The following is a 20052-nucleotide window of genomic DNA, read 5'->3' on the forward strand; positions in this document are numbered from 1 at the left end:
AAATATCTAATAATTTAAAGGGCTATTAGGATCACAAGTAGTTGGACAAGGTCTTGTAAAATCATAAATATCATCGGCAACAGCGGCTACATTTCCATCTCCCACCGTAATCATATCTACATAGATATTTGTTGCAGGATCGTATTTCGTACCTACGATCATCAATTTCTCCACTCCATTATCATCAATCCCAATATAAGCCCTTACGGCATCTACGTCTTCTCTTAATACTTCCAATAAATCTATTTTTGGAATTAAAAAAGCATGCAATTCGTGGTGTTTGTTGTAGTTCCCTTCTTTTTTGGTCCATCGCTTGGCCCATTTTTGGGCATCTTTCAGCAAAATGGTGTTTACTTTTTTTGCACCCTCAGTTGCATTGTTTCCTGTTGTGGCTTCTTCTGACATAGTGTTTAGTTTTTTTTTGGTTATACCACTTTTCCGTTAAGAAAAAGAAGAGCTAAATTACTATTTTTTTTGTGCTTTTATGAAGAAAAGGTTTATATATAAAATAAAAAATGTCACACTAAATAAATGCCACCAGTTTTGAGAGTTCCAATAATCTACCAAGAGGAATTGAACATGAATTTTAGTTACAAAAAAAGCCTACAAAAGTAGGCTTCAATGGTATTTCAAAAAAGGATCGTATTCTAAAAAGGAACATCACTATCATCATCAGGGTCATTCAAATTACTTCCAAAAGCTTCATTAGCCGATGGGAGATTTTTAGTGATAAAAGGGTTATCATCCTGATTCATACTCGACGGTAAATCATCGTATCCACCGCTGAAATCTTCCAGATTATCAAATTTTCCCAGATGTCCAATAAACTTTAACCTAACGTTTTCAATACTACCATTACGGTGTTTGGCAATCATTATTTCTGCCTGACCCGCAGTTGGTGAAGCTTCATCATCATCCCATTCATCAATTTTGTAATATTCAGGACGGTATAAAAACGATACAATATCGGCATCTTGCTCAATCGCACCCGATTCACGAAGGTCAGAAAGCAACGGTCTTTTACTCGAACCACGGGTTTCCACCGCACGCGACAATTGAGAAAGGGCAATAACCGGAACATTCAATTCCTTTGCTAATGCTTTTAAGTTTCGGGAAATCGTAGAAATCTCCTGCTCTCTATTTCCTCCTCCTTTTCCGTTTCCTCCGGCAGTCATCAATTGCAAGTAATCGACAATAATAATTCGGATACCATGTTGCGAAACCAAACGTCTTGCTTTAGCCCTTAAATCGAAAATAGACAATGAAGGCGTATCATCAATAAACAAAGGCGCTTTTTCTAAATTCTTAACTTTGGTGCTCAATTGTTCCCATTCGTGTTTTTCCAGTTTTCCGGTACGCAATTTCTCTGATGACAACCCTGTCTCCGAAGAAATCAAACGGGTAATCAACTGGACCGATGCCATCTCCAGGGAAAATAAGGCGACCGGCATTCCAAAATCAATTGCCATATTTCTGGCCATCGATAATACAAATGCTGTCTTACCCATTGCTGGTCTTGCCGCTATAATAATTAAATCACTTGGTTGCCAACCTGAAGTAATCTTGTCTAATTTATCAAAACCTGTCGCTACACCACTCAGTCCTTCTTGACCGGCAATTTCCTCGATTCTTTTCTTGGCCTGCAACACTAAACTCTGCGCCGTTTCGGAACTACGTTTGATGTTTCCTTGTGTTACTTCGTATAATTTAGATTCGGCTCTGTCCAATAAATCAAAAACATCCGTTGTTTCATCATAGGATTCTTCGATAATTTCTGAAGATATTCGGATCAAACTACGTTGAATAAATTTTTGTAAAATGATTCTGGAGTGAAATTCAATGTGTGCCGAAGAGGAAATCTTTTGCGTCAGCTGAATTAAGTAAAAATCACCACCTGCCAAATCTAATTTTGCATTTTTCTTAAGTTGGGCAGAAACGGTTAATAAGTCAATAGGCTGTGTTTCTGTAAACAGCTGGACGATAGCCTCAAAAATATGTTTGTGTGCGTCTTTATAAAAAGCATCAGGCTGCAAAATGTCAATCACATCATCTACCCCTTTTTTATCAATCATCATGGCACCCAGCACCGCCTCTTCTAAATCGAGAACCTGAGGAGGCAATTTCCCTTTTTCTAAGCTTATAATTGTTGTTTTATCTACCTTTACAGGGTTTATATTTCTGAAGTTTTCCATAGAGCGAAAGTAGCAAAAATTAAAAAAATATTGTTATTGAGTTGTTACAAATAATTGTTCATAAGTAACTATTTTTTGTTTATAACCAAAAAAAAATCCGAAACGGTAAGGCTTCGGATTAAAGATTAATTTGTAAGATTTTACTCTTTATACTCGCCCATTTTACTGTATTTATCCATTCTTTGGGCTATTAATTCTTCTGTTGATAAGTCTTTTAATTCATTAAAACCTTTCATAATATATTGCTCCACCGTTTTGAAAGCAGTCTCTCTATCATAATGTGCTCCACCTAAAGGTTCAGGGATGATATCATCAACCAATTTTTGTTTTTTCATATCAGCAGAAGTCAATTTTAATGCTTCGGCTGCTTGTTCTTTGTATTCCCAGCTTTTCCATAAAATAGAAGAACACGATTCTGGTGAAATAACAGAATACCACGTATTTTCCATCATATATACTTTGTCACCCACACCTATTCCTAATGCTCCTCCAGAAGCTCCTTCACCAACAATTACTGTGATAATAGGCACTTTAAGACGAATCATTTCAAATATGTTTCTGGCAATAGCTTCTCCTTGTCCACGTTCTTCTGCTTCCAATCCCGGATAGGCTCCAGGAGTGTCAATCAAAGTCAAAACAGGAATACCGAATTTCTCTGCCATTTTCATCAATCGCAATGCTTTTCTATATCCTTCTGGATTTGCCATTCCGAAATTACGGAACTGTCGCGTCTTGGTATTAAATCCTTTTTGTTGACCAACAATCATAAAAGATTGTCCGTCAATTTTTCCTAAACCGCCAATCATGGCTTTATCGTCTTTAAAACCTCTGTCGCCAAAAAGCTCCAAAAAACTGTCCCCACATAAAGCACTTACGTGATCCATTGTATACGGACGGCTTGGGTGTCTTGATAGTTGGACACGTTGCCAAGCTGTCAAGTTTTTATAAATTTTTCTTTTAGTCTCTTCTAATTTTTTGATGATCTGTTTGCAAGTATTCGTTACATCAACATCTGATTCCTGACCAATAATAAGACATTTGTCTAACTGTTCTTCTAGTTCTTTTATTGGAAGCTCAAAATCTAAATATTCCATAGGATTTTTGCGTTTTTGTTTTTATTTGGAACCGCAAATATAAAATTTTAAATCGTTCAAAAAGGTAAATTTTATATTTATGTGTAAAAGTTTGCTTCTCAAAAGGTTGAGAAAGTTATTCTTATTTGTCCTTTTGATAGTGTTTTATAACTCCGTTCAGGATTACGGTGATTACAATTATTAGTGCGCCGATGTAAAACTCAAAGCTCATTTTCTCTTTTCCGCCAAGGATAAAGTACGCCAAAACAATCCCGTAAACCGGCTCTAAATTTGTAGTGAGCATTACGGTATACGGCGTTAGTTTTCGCATCACTTTTACTGACGCCGTAAACGCATACGCCGTGCAAACGGAAGCCAAAATCAGGATTAAAATCCAATTATTAGCGGTCAATATAAAGAAGTCAGCGGTGAATTTTTGTTGGAACAAAAAATAAATCGTAATGAAGAAAACACCTGCCAGAAATTCGTAAAAAGAGATTACTGAAGGTTCGTGTTTTTCTATCAATTTTCCGTTCATCAGCGTAAACAAAACACCTAATATGATAGATGCCAAGGCGTATAACATCCCGGCCAAATAGTTAATTTCGACCTTCATAATCAATGCCAGACCAGCAATAATAATTAGACCAAAAAACACTTCGTACCACAATACTTTTCGACCATAAAAAACAGGCTCTAATATGGAAGCAAAAAACGCTCCCAACGAAAAAACGGATAGTGTAATGGACACATTAGAAACATGAATGGCTTTGAAGAAAAAGATCCAATGCAAAGCAATCAATAATCCCACAAAAATCAATTTCAAGAACGATTTTAAAGGAATTCTAAATGATATTTTTTTGAATGCGATAAATATGGCTAAAAACAGTCCTGCCAAAACCATGCGATACCAAACCAAAGCATCGGCGGTAATGGTGATTAAAGCGCCTAAAATGGCGGTAAAACCCCAAATAAAAACGATCAAATGAAGGCTTAAGTAACTTTTTAATTTATCGTTTTGCATTTCGTAACAAATAAATGGCTAAAATTCCAAAAGCAATATTAGGCAACCAAACGGCTAACATGGGTGGAATACTCGATTTTTCGGCCAATACGCCAAAGATTTTATCAAAAAATACAAAGGCAAAAGCCAATGCTATTCCTATGGCTAAATTGGTTCCCATTCCGCCTCTTCGTTTCATGGACGAAACCGCAACGGCAATAATGGTAAGGATAAATGCCGATACCGGAACGCTATATTTTTTATACAAAACCACCAAATACACATTAATGTTTGATGATCCTCTTTTTTTCTCTTTATCTATAAAAGCATTCAATTTCCCTAAACTCAAGGTTTCGGCAATATAAATTACGGGGGTTAAATCCTCCAAATCAAAAGTAAAAACGGCCTCTTTTTGAGGTGCTTTTTCAATTTTATCATTCAGTTCTCCCACCGTTCTTTTGGTATAATCATACATGGTGTATGTACTGTCTTTCGGGTTCCATTTTATTCTGGTAGCGGTAATTTTATGGACTAACTTCTGGTTTTTAAACTTTTCAAGCGAAAAATTAAAAGCTGTTTTAGACTCCGTATTAAAACTGTTTACATAGATAAACTCGGTATCACTAATTTGTCGGTACACATCCGTGTTATCGCCACGCATGGCTTCTTTACCGCCCCCTTTTAGATACGTATACCTAAAATTATTGAATCCTTCACTGGCTGCGGGAACCACAAAGAAACCCATTAGCAATACAAAAACAGAAACAATGGAAGCCCCAATTATGTAAGGCCTTAAAAAACGCGTAAATGAAATTCCGGAACTTAAAATAGCAATAATCTCCGTATCATTCGCCAGTTTTGAGGTAAACCAAATCACCGATAAAAACAAAAATATCGGAAAAAGGGAATTCGCAAAATAAACCGTAAAGTTGTAATAATAAAGCGCAATATCTAAAAACGGGATTTTATACTCCAGCATTTTATTGATCTTCTCCGATACATCAACAACAATTCCTATGGGGATAAACAACAACAGCATCACCGCAAATGTGGCTAAATATCTTTTTAGGATGTATTTGTCTATTATTGTCAGCATTTTTTTAGGTTAGAAGTTAGAGGTTAGGAGTTAAGCGTTAAGAAACTCCTAACTTTTTTTACAAACGTTGGTTCATATTTTTTACCATCATTTCTTTCCAAGGTCTGAAATCGCCTGCTAAGATATGTTTTCTGGCTTCACGAACCAACCACATATAAAAACCGAGATTGTGTATGGTGGCAATTTGTTTTCCCAGATATTCATTGGCAGCAAAAAGGTGACGCAAATACGCTTTTGTATATTCCGTATCCACGTAAGTGATTCCCATTTCGTCAATAGGCGAAAAGTCAGCTTCCCACTTTTTGTTTTTGATATTGATCGAACCGTTCGCCGTAAACAACATTCCGTTTCTGGCGTTACGCGTAGGCATCACACAGTCGAACATATCGATTCCAAGGGCAATATTTTCCAAAATATTGATTGGAGTTCCCACGCCCATCAGGTAACGCGGTTTGTCTTCCGGTAGGATTTCACAAACCACTTCGGTCATCGCATACATTTCCTCCGCAGGTTCCCCTACTGAAAGTCCGCCAATCGCATTTCCCTGTTGATTGGAATTCGCAATATATTCTGCCGATTGTTGGCGTAAATCTTTATAACAACTTCCTTGAACAATTGGGAAAAATGTTTGTTCGTATCCGTATTTAAAAGGCTGCGTGTCTAAATGATTGATGCAACGGTCTAACCAGCGATGCGTCATTTTCATCGAGCGTTTTGCGTAGTTGTAATCACAAGGATACGGCGTACACTCATCAAAAGCCATGATAATATCGGCACCAATGGTACGCTGAATTTCCATCACATTCTCCGGCGTAAAAAAGTGGTACGAACCGTCAATATGCGATTTGAACTTCACGCCTTCTTCCTTAATTTTTCGGTTGGCCGAAAGTGAATACACTTGGTATCCACCAGAATCCGTCAAAATATTACGGTCCCAGTTCATGAATTTATGCAAACCTCCCGCTTTTTCCAGGATTTCGGTTTGGGGTCGCAAGTATAAATGGTAGGTATTTCCCAGGATAATATCCGGGTTTATATCGTCTTTCAATTCTCGTTGATGCACCCCTTTTACAGAACCAACGGTTCCTACAGGCATAAAAATTGGGGTTTCAATCACACCGTGATCAGTGGTAACAGTTCCCGCTCTAGCTTTGGACTGCGGATCTTTTTTTAATAAATCAAACTTCATAGTAACGTATTTCACCCGATTGTTCGGCTGGCAAAGATAGGTTAATTTGAAAATTAGATAATTACATAATTTAAAAATTTAATTAAGATTTGGGAAATCATTTTGGGCGTGCCCTAAAAAGGTCGGGCTATCCATTACAATCTTTTATTCCGCTGTGCTTCATAAAAGGATTTCCACTGCTATCCCTCACGCAAATCAACTACAATTGCAATTTCAAAAATCAATTTCAACTTCAAACCAAAATTACAATTTGTAATATTATTTTTATATATTTGAGAAACATAAAGCTAAACAAATCTTCACCAATCTACCCTCATTTGGGTGCATATACGAAGGTTTGTTTCGCCTATATATGAGTTGTGCGTCAGCTTAACCAAATAAGTACTGACAAACATCGTTAAAAACAATTAACGAAAATGACAGAATTAGAACAACTAACAAAAACAACAACTTATTGAAAAAGTAACTGAACTCAAAAAAGAGAATCAATCATTTATTCAACAAAATCTCGATTTAACATATTTCTTTTCTAATGTTATCGCAAGTTGTAAAGAATACATTGATAACCCTATGTTTGAAAAAAACAGAGAGTTACCACTAGCCTACAAAATAGTACCAAACGAAGAGTTTAATAAGAAATACGGTCTTTCCCGTTAAAAACTATAAGTTTAATTTCTTTACTGTAGACATTTTCGATATATTTTAAAATCTCTTTTGGTAAAATTTGAATAGCAGGATAAACAATATCAAAATCACTCTTAGTTTTAACATTGCTTAAATCGACTCCGTGTTCTAGGATTGTTTCAAAAACAATTTCGGTAACTATTTGTTTTTTACCATTTTCTTGAAAATCAAACCATTTGTCTGAAAGTTCAGAGTGTAACGATTCTTTATTGTCTTGAAAGTATTTAACGAGTGGTTGCATTTTAACTTCCACTCTTGCCTCTAGTTCGGACAGTATTTTATCAACATTCATAATTAAGTATTTAAAGTGAAAACCAAAAATAAGAAAAAGATTTAAAGATTGTTTTGTGGAAAAACGTTAGGAAATTAAAAAAAGAATTAGCTGTTAAATTAACCTAAAGTTGGAAAAGAAAGTCTACTGAAAATGATGGAAAACTTTTTTAACTCATTTTCACCTAAACTTAAATCTATGACTTTTTTAGCATTTATAAATCTTATATAGTCCATATTAATTAAGTTTATATTTCCACAATTATTTGTGTTTTCTATTATTTTAGATAGAATAGAATTTATAATTACATAAATAGCTTCATCAAATTTTTCATTATTATTTGAATTATATCCAATTGCATAACAATAATGTTCACAGGCAATAATTCCTGTCTCGGTTAGGACACTAACATCAACAGTACTTTTTAATAATAAATCTTTAAAATCCTTGTGCATATTACTAGCATACTGAAAACTAAAACCACTTTTTAAATTATTTATATGAATTACGGACTTATTATATTCTTCTTTTTGAGCGTCATATCTGTTATTGGTTTCCTTAGTTTGGGAATGAAATTCGGATTTAACACCAATGAATGTTGTTGCGCCAAAAATTGTAAAAAGAATTGTAACTGTAAAAAGAATTAAATTTATGTTATCACTTTGTTGCTCGATATAGTAGTCTTCTTTAGCTTTTTGTAAATCTTTATTTATGAGTTCCTTGGAGTATCTGTACGTATTTAAACTTGCAGTAAGTGAAGTATTCTGAAAATAAAAGAAAGCGCAAAGCATAACTAAAAATGTAATAATAGAACCTAAAATAAAATTTTTCATAAAACATACTTTTAATCAAACATAAGAAAAACTTTTCATAAATTGCGGTTTAAAATTTAACTTTATGAATAAGACAGCAGAAAATATATTATTTAAAAGTCTAATTATATTATCCATATTTATCACGTTGCAATCTTGTAATGAAAGAAAAAACACAAGCTTAGATTTAGATAAACCTAAAAAGTTAGACTTAACTAAAACCTTTGAGTATAAGTTAAAACACGAACCAAAGATATTTTTAAAATACTGGTCAGGAATGTCAGTAAACGAGATATCTAAGGTTGATGATATACTAATTAAAGAGGGAAGTATTGCCTTTGACAGGGGAATATACACGTATGAATTAAATAATTATAGTATAACTATAAAATTTAATTTTAATAAATATGATAAATTGGAAAGCATAACTTTAAAATCGGACATTGAGAGAGTTTATCCCCTATATCAGAAAAAATATAATTTACCCGATTTAGTTGATACTAATTTATTATATCAATGCTATTTAGATAATAATACAGATTACCAGCCAGTATTAACCTATAAAAAAATTGGTAGCGGAGATAAACTATACCAAGTACCTGATGTTCTATTAGATAAAACACCCCCTTTAAAAAGTAGAATATACTTTGATATAAATGACGAAGAGTATAATTCAACTTATTACACTAAAAAATTCTATAAAGATGAATTTACAGTTGATAAAGATAGTGTATTTATAGTTTTTCAGCAGACACTGAAAGACATAGCTAATCCGTCTGTAATTTGGTCTTTAGAAAAAAATAAAGAAGCAATGTCAGCACAACAAAATATCAATGGAGAAGGCTTTGGAACTATAAATTACCCAGAAGCAGGAATAACAGGACACATTATTGCGAGTAACTCAAGGATAAAAACAGTTTATAAATATTATGTTTTAGAGCAATCAATTACATATTTTTCTAAAAATGAATATAATAAAAGGAAAAATATAATTGATAATAATATTAAAAAAGACAGCTTAAAAAGACAAACAGAAGAAGACAGGCAAAAGGAGAGAAAAGAAAAATCTATAAATGAGATATGACAAACAAAGAATTAAAAAAAGAGTTAGAAGAAAGAGGTTATGACGTAACAAGAATAATATACAGCCCGACCGCGCTGATATGCCACAATCGTTAGCGCAGTTTTGCAAACTGTGCCCACAATAATGTGCAAATAACACAAAAAGCTATGAGCAATTCATGGCTTTTTGTTATTCTAAATCTCCTGTCTCATCCTAAAAAAGCCTACCTATTTACTCTCAATCCTGAAATTGATTTACTCCTCAAGTGGCAACAAATCTTAAAAAACCACTGGTTAATTCAATTTAATTAACTAACTTTCATATGTTGATATTTATTGTTTTTTATCGGTCATATGTAATTCGCATATCATCATTGGTGTTTGCGACCCAATTACGGTCATGCTCATTTCATATACTTATATTGATTTACCAATTCTAAATATTGGGGCTAACGCTATTTAATTTTTATACCGTACGACTATGAAAATTTCTTTAGAAAAAAAAATAATCATTGGATTTATCCTCAACCTATTCGTTGTTTTTGCCATAGCTTGGATTTTTATTTTAAGGATTGACAAGCAAAGAAACCAAGCTTTGGATACTTCATTGAATTGGATAGAAATTGCATTACTCATTCTTTCGGTCATTTTGTTGATCGTCGTTTATTTTATCATTCGGTCCCAACTGCAGGCTAAAAATGTTTCTCAAGATTTACTTTTAGAAAACAAGCAATTACTGCAATCGATTCTTGACAACACTTTGAGTCCGATGTTTATAAAAAAAATAAATGGAGAATATCTATTGATAAATAAACAATTTGAATCTTTATATAAAATCTCAAATGAAGAAATAATAGGTAAAACGGATCATGATTTTTTACCTGCATCAATAGCCGATGTTTACCGAAATTCTGATTTTGAGGTTGTAAAAGCATTAAAAGAATTAAAAACCGAGGAAACTATTCAACAATCTGACGGCATGCATACGTACATTGCCGTGAAATTTCCTATCTATGATTCCACAAAAAGAATTTATGCCATTGGTGGGATTTTTACTGACATCTCCGAAAGGAAAAAACTGGAAGAATCTTCCAAAGCCGCTGATAATTTTTTTAGAATGTCAGTAGACATGATGATTATTTCCACTATGGATAAATTCATAAAAGTGAATCCGGCAGTCAGTAAAATTTTAGGATATTCAGAAGAAGAACTATTAAGTAAAAGCTTTCTGGAATTCACACATCCTGATGATATTGAAATTACACAAAAAGAAGTTTCTAAACTTCAAACCGGAGTTCCAACAATAAAATTCGAAAACAGATATATTTGTAAAGACGGCTCCATAAAATGGCTCATATGGTCCGTATTTCCTGATATTTCGTCTGGATTACTGTATGCCGTAGCCCGCGATATTACCGCTCAAAAAGAAATTGAAAGTGCATTAAATGTCGCTAATACATTTTTCTACATGTCGTTTGATATGTTTGTAGTCATTAAAAACGAAAAATTTGTAAAAGTAAATCCTGCTTTCACAAGAATACTTGGATACGATCAAAGAGAAATAATCAACAAGCCATTTTTAGATTTTATACACCCTGACGATGCTACCATTTTTATGGATGGTATAAAAAAATTACAAGTCAGCGACTCCGTTATAAGTCATAGAGTACGGGAACGACTAAAAGACGGCTCTTACAAATGGTTTGATTGGACCAGCACAATCGACATTCAAACAGGAATAATTTATGCCGTGGCAAGAGATGTTTCGGAATTGATTAAAAATGAAGAATCCTTGAAGATTGCAAATATGTTTTTTGACATGGCATTCGACATTTTAACCGTTGCCAAAGACGAGCATTTTATCAAAATCAATCAGGCTTTCACGAAAACCCTCGGGTATAATCAGGAAGACATGGATCGGATTAAATTCATGGATTTAATTCACCCCGACGACAAGAAAACTGCGGGAGAAGTACTGGAAAAACATTTAAAAGGAGAGTCAGTGGTTAATTTTAGAACGCGATTTATTAGTAAAGACGGTTCTTATAAATGGATTGATTGGAATAGTAATATGGATCTTCAGAACGGGATATTTTATTCTGTTGGACGAAATGTTACGGAACTTGTAGAGCTCGAAAAGGAACAGCAAACAGCCATAGATAATCTCTATGAAAATGAAGAAAAATTACGATTAATAGTCGAAAATATCAGTGAGGGAATTATTGTGGCAGACGCCGATAAAAAAATAATCATGGCCAATAACATGGCCAATGAGATTTTTGGAATCGAAGAGGACGACAAAATATCCCCGAATTTAAGCAATCATTTTGAGCTCTATTTTCCTGATGAAAAAACCATTTTCCCTTCGCAAAACTTACCTATGGAACGCGCACTAAGCGGCGAAGTGACTACTGATGTTGAAATAATTCTTTGGAATCCAATGGCTCAGGAAAAGAAAAGAGTGCTGATTAGCGGCAGACCATTAGTCGATCAAAATAATAATGTGGTTTTAGCTGTCGTAACGATAAAAGATATTAGCAAATACAAACAAATGGAGGAAGATTTGAAAGAATCCGAATCAAAATGCAGACAATTAATAGGATTTAAAAAAGGCAGTACCGACACCATGATTTAAACACTAAACGGAATCTGGGAACCAATACTTTTGTGCTATAATTTCTTTTTCAAATTCTCTTTAACGGCATCAAACCATTCGTTTCTTAAGATACTTAATATAATGCTGTCCCGTCGCACTTCACTTTCCAGGGTTGGCATGTGATTGCGCAACACTCCTTCTACTTTACAACCGATGCTTTTCATGGCCGCAATACTTCGTTCGTTATTATTGTCAGCCCTAAATTCTACACGTTCTATTCCTAAAGTTTCGAATGCAAATTGCAACAGTAAAAATTTACAATGCTTGTTTAACCCTGTTCCTCGAAACGCTTTACCGTACCAAGTATACCCCAATTGAAGTGTCTTGAATTCTAAATTGATATCGTAAAAACGGGTACTTCCAGCATATTTCCCTGATTTTTTATCGAAAACGATAAAGGGGAATTCTGTTCCGTTCTCTCTTGCTTTTAGCGCAATTTGAATGTATTTCTCTAAATTTTCTTTACCATTTGCCTGAACAAGGGAATACTTCCAAGTCTCTGGTTCATTCATGGAAATTTCCAATAGATTTTCAACATCTGATTCCTGTAATGGGCGCAGTAAAACCGTTTCGTCTTCGAGGATGGTATTTTGAGGGAAATCTGTATTCATATTTTAACATTTAAACCGTTTAATCTTTGAAATTTCTGCTGCTGTTAATTTTCTCTCTAAAATTACTGAATTTGTTAAAAGACCCTGAACAAATTAAAAAATTGCTCCTTTTTTTTACTTTTGTCAGTTCACAAATATACACCATCGAAACAAAACGTGGCTTATCATAAATTTATGAACAAAATTATTCGCAACAGCAGCTTTAGCATAACAGCTGTAATGGCATTCGCAATGCTGTTTTCTAACCTTCAGGTAAATGCAGGCACAAAAATAAAGTATCCTTTATCACATTTTAAGGAAGCGCAAAAAGTTACCGGCGCAAAAATCATCAACCCAACAACTGTTGAAGTATTGTACGCCGATAACCAGCGTTTAACCATCGATTTTTATGGGGAGAATATCTTTAGATTATTTCAGGACAATAATGGCGGTGTCATCAGAGATCCGGAAGCTAAACCCGAAGCGCAAATTTTGGTGAACAATCCACGTAAGCCGGTTTCAAAATTGACTTTAACCGATCAAAATGGAGAGTTGGTGATATCAACTGGCAAAATCAGCATTATCATCAATAAAAACACCTCCTTATTTAAGGTGGTTAAAAAAGAAAACCAGGAGATAGTTTTGGAAGAAACAGAACCTGTAAAATTCGAAAAAAGCAGAGTTTCGATTACGCTAAAAGAAAACCCGCAAGAGTATTTTTATGGTGGTGGTGTGCAAAATGGCCGTTTCTCCCATAAAGGAAAATCGATTGCCATTGAAAACCAAAACAGTTGGACAGATGGCGGTGTAGCCTCTCCAACACCCTATTATTGGAGTACCAAAGGGTACGGCCTAATGTGGTACACCTTTAAACAAGGTCGATACGATTTTGGCGCAAAAGATAAAGGAACGGTAAAACTTTTCCACGAAACAGATTATTTGGATCTATTTTTCATGATCAATGATGGTATTGTTCCCTTATTGAACGATTTTTATCAACTGACCGGAAATCCGGTTTTATTGCCAAAATTCGGTTTTTACGAAGGTCATTTGAATGCTTTTAACCGGGATTATTGGAAAGAAGACCCTGCCGGGATTTTATTTGAAGACGGAAAGACCTATAAAGAAAGCCAAAAAGACAATGGCGGTATAAAAGAATCGCTTAATGGCGAAAAAAACAATTACCTGTTTTCTGCCCGTGGCGTTATCGACCGCTACAAAAAACACGATATGCCCTTGGGTTGGATTTTACCAAACGATGGTTATGGCGCAGGTTATGGCCAAACAGAAACGTTAGACGGCAATATCGCTAACTTAAAAAGCTTTGGCGATTACGCCCGTAAAAACGGCGTTGAAATTGGCTTGTGGACACAGTCTGACTTGCATCCTAAACCAGAAGTGAGCGCATTACTGCAAAGAGATATTTTAAAAGAAGTAAGAGATGCCGGTGTTAGGGTACTTAAAACCGATGTGGCCTGGGTAGGCGCAGGTTATTCATTTGGTTTAAATGGCGTAGCCGATGTTGGACAAACCATGCCATATTACGGTAACGATGCCAGACCTTTCATTATCTCGTTAGATGGTTGGGCCGGTACACAACGTTACGCAACTATCTGGAGTGGTGACCAAACCGGTGGCAATTGGGAGTACATCCGTTTCCATATCCCAACATATATTGGTTCTGGTTTATCTGGCCAGCCAAACATAACTTCTGATATGGATGGTATTTTTGGCGGTAAAAACGGGTCAATGAATATCAGAGATTTTCAATGGAAAACCTTTACTCCTATGCAGTTGAACATGGATGGTTGGGGTTCTAGCCAAAAATACCCACACGCACAAGACGAACCGGCTGCCTCTATTAACCGTAATTATTTAAAACTAAAATCTGAGCTGTTGCCTTACCAATACAGCATTGCAAAAGAAGCAGTAAATGGTTTGCCAATGATTAGAGCGATGTTTTTAGCCAGTTCAAATGGGTATACATTGGGATCTGCTACACAGTATCAATACTTGTTTGGCCCTAATTTTTTAATAGCGCCAATTTATCAAGTCACCAAGATTGATGAAAAAGGAAACGACATCCGTGATAATATTTACTTACCAGAAGGCAGTTGGATTGACTATTTTTCAGGAGAGAAATATACTGGAAATGCAATCATCAATAGTTTTGAAACACCGATTTGGAAACTACCTGTTTTTGTAAAAAGCGGGGCCATTATACCGATGGCAAATGCCACAAACAACGTAGCCGAAATTAATAAAGCATTGCGCAGTTATGAGATTTATCCGGCCGGGAATAGCAGTTTTACCGAATACGATGATGACGGAACAACCGAAGCCTACAAACTGGGTAAAGGTGCTACAACCTTAATTTCTTCTTCGGTAAATAAAATCAATGCCACCATTACTATTGAAACTACCAAAGGTGATTTTGAAGGTTTTGTGAAAGAGAAGGCAACAAACTTTGTTATTAACGTAACCGAACAACCTAATACCGTTACGGCAAAAGTTGGAGGCAAAAACCTGAAACTGAAAATGGTTAAATCGGCAGATGAATTTGCCAAACAACAGAATGTTTATTTTTACGATGCTACACCTAATTTAAACCGATTTGCTACCAAAGGAAGTGAATTTGAAAAAGTGGTGATGGCTAAAAACCCACAATTGCTGGTAAAATTAGCCTCTACCGATGTAACTGCAAATGGAATTACACTTGATATTAAAGGCTATATTTTTGAACCTGCAGATAAACACCGAATTTCTACAGGCGCATTGAAAACACCCGATTTAGCACAGGTTAGCGAAAAAGATGCATCTGCTTTTACATTAAAACCAACTTGGAAAACGGTACCCAATGCCGATTTCTACGAAATTGAGTTCAACACTATGTTATACACCACCATTAAAGACACCACAATGTTATTTGATGGTTTAACAGCCGAAACTGCTTATTCTTTTAAACTGAGAGCAGTTAATAAAGATGGTCATTCTGATTGGGCAAGCATTAATGCAAAAACAACCGCCAATCCCTTACAGTTTGCCATTAAAGGAATTAAAGCGACAAGTACTGCTGAAAGTCAGGAAGGTTCTGGTTTAAATAAATTATTTGATTTTGATCAAGATAATGGTTGGCACACCATCTGGGGCGTAAACTCGTTGCCTTTTGATGTGGTAATGGATTTGAAGAGCATGAACCAGCTGGAGAAATTCCAGTACTTGCCACGCATTGGCGGAGGCAATGGCGTATTGTTGAAGGGAACGGTATTTTATAGCTCCAATAAAACCACTTGGACAGAGGCCGGGAAATTTGTATGGGCCAAAAATGGCGACACAAAAACATTCGATTTCGCTAATCACCCAACTGCCCGCTACATTAAACTAGCTATTACCGAAGGTGTTGGCGGTTTTGGTTCTGGTAGAGAACTATATGTATTTAAAGTACCTGGAACAGAAAGTTTCTTCCCTGGTGATATCAATAACGATAAATTGATTGATGAAAACGATTTAACCTCATACACCAACTACACCGGTTTACGCAAAGGCGATGGCGATTTTGATGGTTACATCAGTAATGGCGATATCAACAAAAACGGTTTAATTGATGCTTTCGATATTTCGAATGTGACTACGCAATTGGATGCTGGCGTAGAAATTGACAAAGTCGATAAATTGGCTGGAAGCTTAACCTTAAGCACTGCAAAAACAAGCTACAATGCTGGCGAAACTGTAGAAATAACCGTAAAAGGTGCAAATTTAGCCAGCGTAAATGCATTAAGTTTTGGCTTACCTTACAATCCACAAGATTTCGAATTTATGGGCATAGAAGCTTTAGCGCTTAAGGATATGCAAAACCTTACTTACGATAGGTTGCATACCAACGGCAAAAAAGCATTGTATCCAACTTTTGTGAACATTGGAGATAAAGAAACGCTAAAAGGTACTGCTGATTTATTCATTATTAAATTAAAAGCGAAACGCAAATTAACCGTTAGCCTAAAACCAGTAGATGGTTTATTGGTTGACAAAGCGTTAAACACGGTTTCTTTTTAAGCTAATGGTCGGTGTCTTCACCAACCTGATATAATATCAAAAAAGCTCCCCAAAAGAAAATTTCGGGGAGCTTTTTACTTTTATTTTTTTTCATTCCTCTACAATTTTACCTTCTAGAATGATAATCTATGCTCCCATTTGTATCCCTTTATTCAAATATTAAAATCGCATTTTCGACAGAGGGACGATATCAAATCAAGTCGTAAATTTGATACAAATCTCTAAATTTAACTTCTTACAATTTAGCCATTTATTATTTTTATTTTCTTAATTTCGTTGTCGGTAGCAAAAAATTAGTTTGACTAAATAACTACGAACTCCAATTTTAAAAATTAAATAATGAAACCAATCCAGTTTTTAATCCTTCATTTCGTTCTTTTTACTGCATTCAGTTCCTATTCCCAAAATCAAAGTAAAACGGATAAATCAAAAGAGTTTAAAGTAGAATTTGAACAGTTCACCTTAGAAAACGGACTGCATGTAATCTTGCATATAGATCGATCTGACCCTGTTGTTGCTGTTGCTTTGACCAGCCATGTGGGATCAGCGAGAGAAAAAGTGGGTCGTACCGGATTTGCACATTTATTCGAACATTTGCTTTTCTTGGAATCTGAAAACTTGGGTAAAGGAGGACTTGATAAAATGAGTGCCCGAATTGGCGGCTCTGGTGCCAATGGCTCAACGAATAGAGACCGTACCGAATATTTTCAAACCGTTCCTAAAGACGCATTGGAAAAAATGATTTGGGCTGAAGCTGATAAATTAGGCTATTTCATCAATACCGTGACGGAACCTGTTCTAGCCAAAGAAAAACAGGTCGTTAAAAATGAGAAAAGACAAAGTTATGACAACAGACCTTATGGGCACAACTTTTCTGTAATCTCTAAAAATTTATACCCGGCAACTCATCCGTACAGTTGGGAAGTCATTGGTTCCTTAGAAGATTTACAAAATGCCACACTGGAAGATGTAAAAAGTTTCTACAATCGCTGGTATGTACCTAATAATGTTACGTTAACTATAGCAGGTGATTTTGATGTCAAACAAACCAAAGTATGGGTCGAAAAATACTTTGGAGAAATAAAACGTGGGCAAGACATTCCTAAAATGGAGAAACAGCCTGTAACATTGACCGAAACCAAAAAACTATATTATGAAGATAATTTTGCCAAGTTACCGCAACTCACACTGACATGGCCTTCTGTTTATGAATACCATCCTGACAGTTATGCCTTGGAAGTTTTGGCCAGCTATCTTTCAAAAGGTAAAAAAGCACCTTTATACAAAACCCTCGTAGAAGACAAAAAATTAACCGATGCCACTGATTTGTTCCAATACAATTCAGAAATAGCAGGCCAGTATATGCTAAGTGTTACTGCTTTTGAAAAAACAAATTTGAATGACGTAATGAATGGCGTTAACGAAGCTTTTAAAAACTTTGAGACCGAAGGAATTTCACAGCAGGATTTAAATAGAATTAAAGCGGGACAAGAAACTGCTTTTTACACGAATCTATCCAGTGTATTAGGGAAAGGATTTCAACTGGCGCAATATGAAATTTTTCTAGGAACTCCTGATTATATCAATCAAGATGTAAAAAATATTCTTGCGGTAACTACCGAAGATGTAATGCGTGTGTATCAAAAATACATCAAAGGGAAACATTTTGTTGCCACTAGTTTTGTACCAAAAGGAGAAGCAAATTTAATCCTAGATGGTTCATCATTAGCAACCGTTGTTGAGGAAAAAATTATTGAAGGAAAAGAAGATTCATTTGATGCCAGCATTGCAGCAACGTATGAAAAAACACCTTCTAAATTTGATCGAAGTATGGAACCAGCTTATGGAGAAAGCCCTGATGTAAAATTACCGTTGGTGTGGAAAAGCAAATTGTCATCCGGTTTAAATGTTTTAGGTATCGAAAACCACGAAGTTCCCCTTGTTCAATTTCAATTGCAAATTAAAGGCGGAATGCTACTTGAAAATACCGATACAATAGGAGTATCAACTATGCTGGCTGAACTGATGACAAAAGGTACCAAAAACAAAACTCCGGAGCAACTGGAGAATGCCATTGAAAGTCTTGGAGCCACAATTAAAGCATATGCGACTGATGAATCCATTTTTATTTCAGGAAATACCCTGGCAAAGAATTACAATGCAACTATGGCATTAGTTCAAGAAATAGTGTTGCAACCTCGTTGGGATACCAAGGAATTTGATTTGATTAAACAAAGTACTTTAAGCCAAATTATACAACAAAAAGCAGATCCAAATAGTATTGCCAGAAATGAATTCAAAAAATTAATTTATGGTAAAGAATCTATTTTGGCGAATAATCGCATTGGTACCGAAAATTCTGTCAACAGTATTACTATTGATGATTTGAAAAATTATTATATTAAAAACATTGCTCCATCTGTTACTGATTTTCAAATTGTTGGTGCTATTTCAAAAACGAATGTGACACATTCATTAGCCACTTTAAATAAAAACTGGGAGGCTAAGACAGTTACCATTCCTAAAATAGCAACTACAAATACGGTTGTATCATCAAAAATTTATTTTTATGATGTTCCAGGTGCAAAACAATCTGTAATCCGAATTGGTTATCCTGCTCTTGCCGCTACTGACAAAGATTTTTATCCAGCCCAAATCATGAATTACCGTTTGGGCGGTGGTGGTTTCGCTTCACAATTAACGCAACAATTGCGTGAAGGAAAAGGATATACGTATGGCATCGGTTCCTCATTTGATGGTTCAACCAACAAAGGTCCATTTACTATTTCTAGTGGTGTACGTTCTAATGTAACGTTTGAATCCGTTAGTTTGATAAAAGAAATTGTAGCGCAATATGGAAAAAATTTCAACGAGAATGATCTTGAAGTGACTAAAGGATATTTAATCAAAAGTAATGCAAGAGCATTTGAAACGCTTTCGGCTAAACTGGAAATGCTGTATGATATCAGTAACTACAACTACGCTGATGATTACGCAAAAAAACAAGAAAGCATTGTAAAAAACAGCACTATTGGAGAGCTAAAAAAGCTTTCAGAGACGTATTTGAATACTGATAAAATGATCTATTTAGTGGTAGGCGATGCTGAAACGCAATTGAAAAAGCTAGAGCAGATTGGTTTTGGAGAGCCAATTCTTTTGAATAAACCAGCGGTAAAATAAACGCTGATTTAATATTCCGGGTTATACATCACTGATTGTATTAGCCCAGATCGAAGTGAAAATCCCGGACTGTAAAAAAATAATTTTTCTTGTCCTGAAAGAGCGACCAACGGAAGCTCCTTTCAGGATTTAGAAAAATATTTTTTTTTAAGGGAGGATTGAAACGGAGCGCTGGATTAGCTCCTAAAAAC

13 protein-coding genes are annotated in these 20052 nt (G+C 35.2%); 4 read left to right on the top strand and 9 right to left on the bottom strand.

What is annotated here, in order from left to right; translation table 11 throughout:
- Nucleotides 1-6: 6 nt before the first annotated feature.
- The 8 genes from E0I26_RS03790 to E0I26_RS03825 all read right to left on the bottom strand — a co-directional run bounded on the left by E0I26_RS03790 (nt 7) and on the right by E0I26_RS03825 (nt 8341).
- A complete protein-coding gene (locus E0I26_RS03790) occupies nt 7-405 on the bottom strand; it encodes a hypothetical protein (protein WP_131915173.1) in 399 nt (132 codons plus the stop codon).
- Nucleotides 406-647: 242 nt separating this feature from the next.
- On the bottom strand, nt 648-2192 hold the full coding sequence (gene dnaB, locus E0I26_RS03795) for a replicative DNA helicase (protein ID WP_131915174.1): 1545 nt from the start codon (nt 2190-2192) through the stop codon (nt 648-650).
- A gap of 140 nt (nt 2193-2332) precedes the next feature.
- Nucleotides 2333-3286 (bottom strand): acetyl-CoA carboxylase carboxyltransferase subunit alpha, encoded by a 954-nt coding sequence (locus E0I26_RS03800; RefSeq protein WP_131915175.1) that lies wholly within the window; start codon nt 3284-3286, stop codon nt 2333-2335.
- Nucleotides 3287-3407: 121 nt separating this feature from the next.
- A complete protein-coding gene (locus tag E0I26_RS03805; RefSeq protein ID WP_131915176.1) occupies nt 3408-4289 on the bottom strand; it encodes a DMT family transporter in 882 nt (293 codons plus the stop codon).
- Entirely contained in the window at nt 4276-5364 is a 1089-nt protein-coding gene (locus E0I26_RS03810; protein WP_131915177.1) for an LptF/LptG family permease, read from the bottom strand. Before E0I26_RS03810 ends, E0I26_RS03805 begins: the two co-directional genes overlap by 14 nt.
- A 58-nt stretch (nt 5365-5422) precedes the next feature.
- On the bottom strand, nt 5423-6553 hold the full coding sequence (gene tgt, locus E0I26_RS03815) for a tRNA guanosine(34) transglycosylase Tgt (RefSeq protein ID WP_131915178.1): 1131 nt from the start codon (nt 6551-6553) through the stop codon (nt 5423-5425).
- Nucleotides 6554-7181: 628 nt separating this feature from the next.
- The gene (locus tag E0I26_RS03820; protein ID WP_131915179.1) at nt 7182-7529 is read right to left on the bottom strand and encodes a hypothetical protein; all 348 of its coding nucleotides are present in this window, start codon (nt 7527-7529) and stop codon (nt 7182-7184) included.
- 98 nt (nt 7530-7627) lie between these two features.
- Complete coding sequence (locus E0I26_RS03825) at nt 7628-8341, bottom strand: hypothetical protein (protein ID WP_131915180.1); 714 nt, start codon at nt 8339-8341, stop codon at nt 7628-7630.
- Between the two features lie 64 nt (nt 8342-8405).
- On the opposite strand from E0I26_RS03825, the gene E0I26_RS03830 reads away from it, so the two are divergent.
- Together E0I26_RS03830 and E0I26_RS03835 are read left to right on the top strand one after the other, a co-directional pair.
- The gene (locus E0I26_RS03830; protein WP_131915181.1) at nt 8406-9404 is read left to right on the top strand and encodes a hypothetical protein; all 999 of its coding nucleotides are present in this window, start codon (nt 8406-8408) and stop codon (nt 9402-9404) included.
- A 459-nt stretch (nt 9405-9863) separates the two neighbouring features.
- On the top strand, nt 9864-12017 hold the full coding sequence (locus E0I26_RS03835) for a PAS domain S-box protein (RefSeq protein WP_131915182.1): 2154 nt from the start codon (nt 9864-9866) through the stop codon (nt 12015-12017).
- Nucleotides 12018-12052: 35 nt separating this feature from the next.
- Here E0I26_RS03835 and E0I26_RS03840 read toward each other — a convergent pair whose 3' ends face one another.
- Nucleotides 12053-12649 carry a GNAT family N-acetyltransferase gene (locus E0I26_RS03840; protein ID WP_131915183.1) on the bottom strand — a complete coding sequence of 199 codons (597 nt, stop codon included), beginning with the start codon at nt 12647-12649 and terminating at the stop codon, nt 12053-12055.
- 174 nt (nt 12650-12823) lie between these two features.
- Between E0I26_RS03840 and E0I26_RS03845 the strand changes: the two genes are divergently transcribed.
- Together E0I26_RS03845 and E0I26_RS03850 are read left to right on the top strand one after the other, a co-directional pair.
- Nucleotides 12824-16681: a TIM-barrel domain-containing protein gene (locus E0I26_RS03845; RefSeq protein WP_131915184.1), complete on the top strand. Its 3858-nt coding sequence runs from the start codon at nt 12824-12826 to the stop codon at nt 16679-16681.
- A gap of 339 nt (nt 16682-17020) precedes the next feature.
- Nucleotides 17021-19861, top strand: coding sequence for a M16 family metallopeptidase (locus E0I26_RS03850; RefSeq protein ID WP_131915185.1), 2841 nt, complete (start codon nt 17021-17023; stop codon nt 19859-19861).
- Nucleotides 19862-20052: the final 191 nt, after the last annotated feature.

The organism is Flavobacterium rhamnosiphilum, assembly GCF_004349195.1.
GTDB lineage: Bacteria > Bacteroidota > Bacteroidia > Flavobacteriales > Flavobacteriaceae > Flavobacterium > Flavobacterium rhamnosiphilum.

Coding starts and splice junctions, on each gene's coding strand:
- dnaB (WP_131915174.1), bottom strand. CDS start 2,192: ATGGAAAACTTCAGAAATATAAACCCTGTAAAGGTAGATAAAACAACA.
- E0I26_RS03830 (WP_131915181.1), top strand. CDS start 8,406: ATGAATAAGACAGCAGAAAATATATTATTTAAAAGTCTAATTATATTA.
- E0I26_RS03840 (WP_131915183.1), bottom strand. CDS start 12,649: ATGAATACAGATTTCCCTCAAAATACCATCCTCGAAGACGAAACGGTT.
- E0I26_RS03810 (WP_131915177.1), bottom strand. CDS start 5,364: ATGCTGACAATAATAGACAAATACATCCTAAAAAGATATTTAGCCACA.
- E0I26_RS03820 (WP_131915179.1), bottom strand. CDS start 7,529: ATGAATGTTGATAAAATACTGTCCGAACTAGAGGCAAGAGTGGAAGTT.
- tgt (WP_131915178.1), bottom strand. CDS start 6,553: ATGAAGTTTGATTTATTAAAAAAAGATCCGCAGTCCAAAGCTAGAGCG.
- E0I26_RS03800 (WP_131915175.1), bottom strand. CDS start 3,286: ATGGAATATTTAGATTTTGAGCTTCCAATAAAAGAACTAGAAGAACAG.
- E0I26_RS03790 (WP_131915173.1), bottom strand. CDS start 405: ATGTCAGAAGAAGCCACAACAGGAAACAATGCAACTGAGGGTGCAAAA.
- E0I26_RS03850 (WP_131915185.1), top strand. CDS start 17,021: ATGAAACCAATCCAGTTTTTAATCCTTCATTTCGTTCTTTTTACTGCA.
- E0I26_RS03845 (WP_131915184.1), top strand. CDS start 12,824: ATGAACAAAATTATTCGCAACAGCAGCTTTAGCATAACAGCTGTAATG.
- E0I26_RS03805 (WP_131915176.1), bottom strand. CDS start 4,289: ATGCAAAACGATAAATTAAAAAGTTACTTAAGCCTTCATTTGATCGTT.
- E0I26_RS03835 (WP_131915182.1), top strand. CDS start 9,864: ATGAAAATTTCTTTAGAAAAAAAAATAATCATTGGATTTATCCTCAAC.
- E0I26_RS03825 (WP_131915180.1), bottom strand. CDS start 8,341: ATGAAAAATTTTATTTTAGGTTCTATTATTACATTTTTAGTTATGCTT.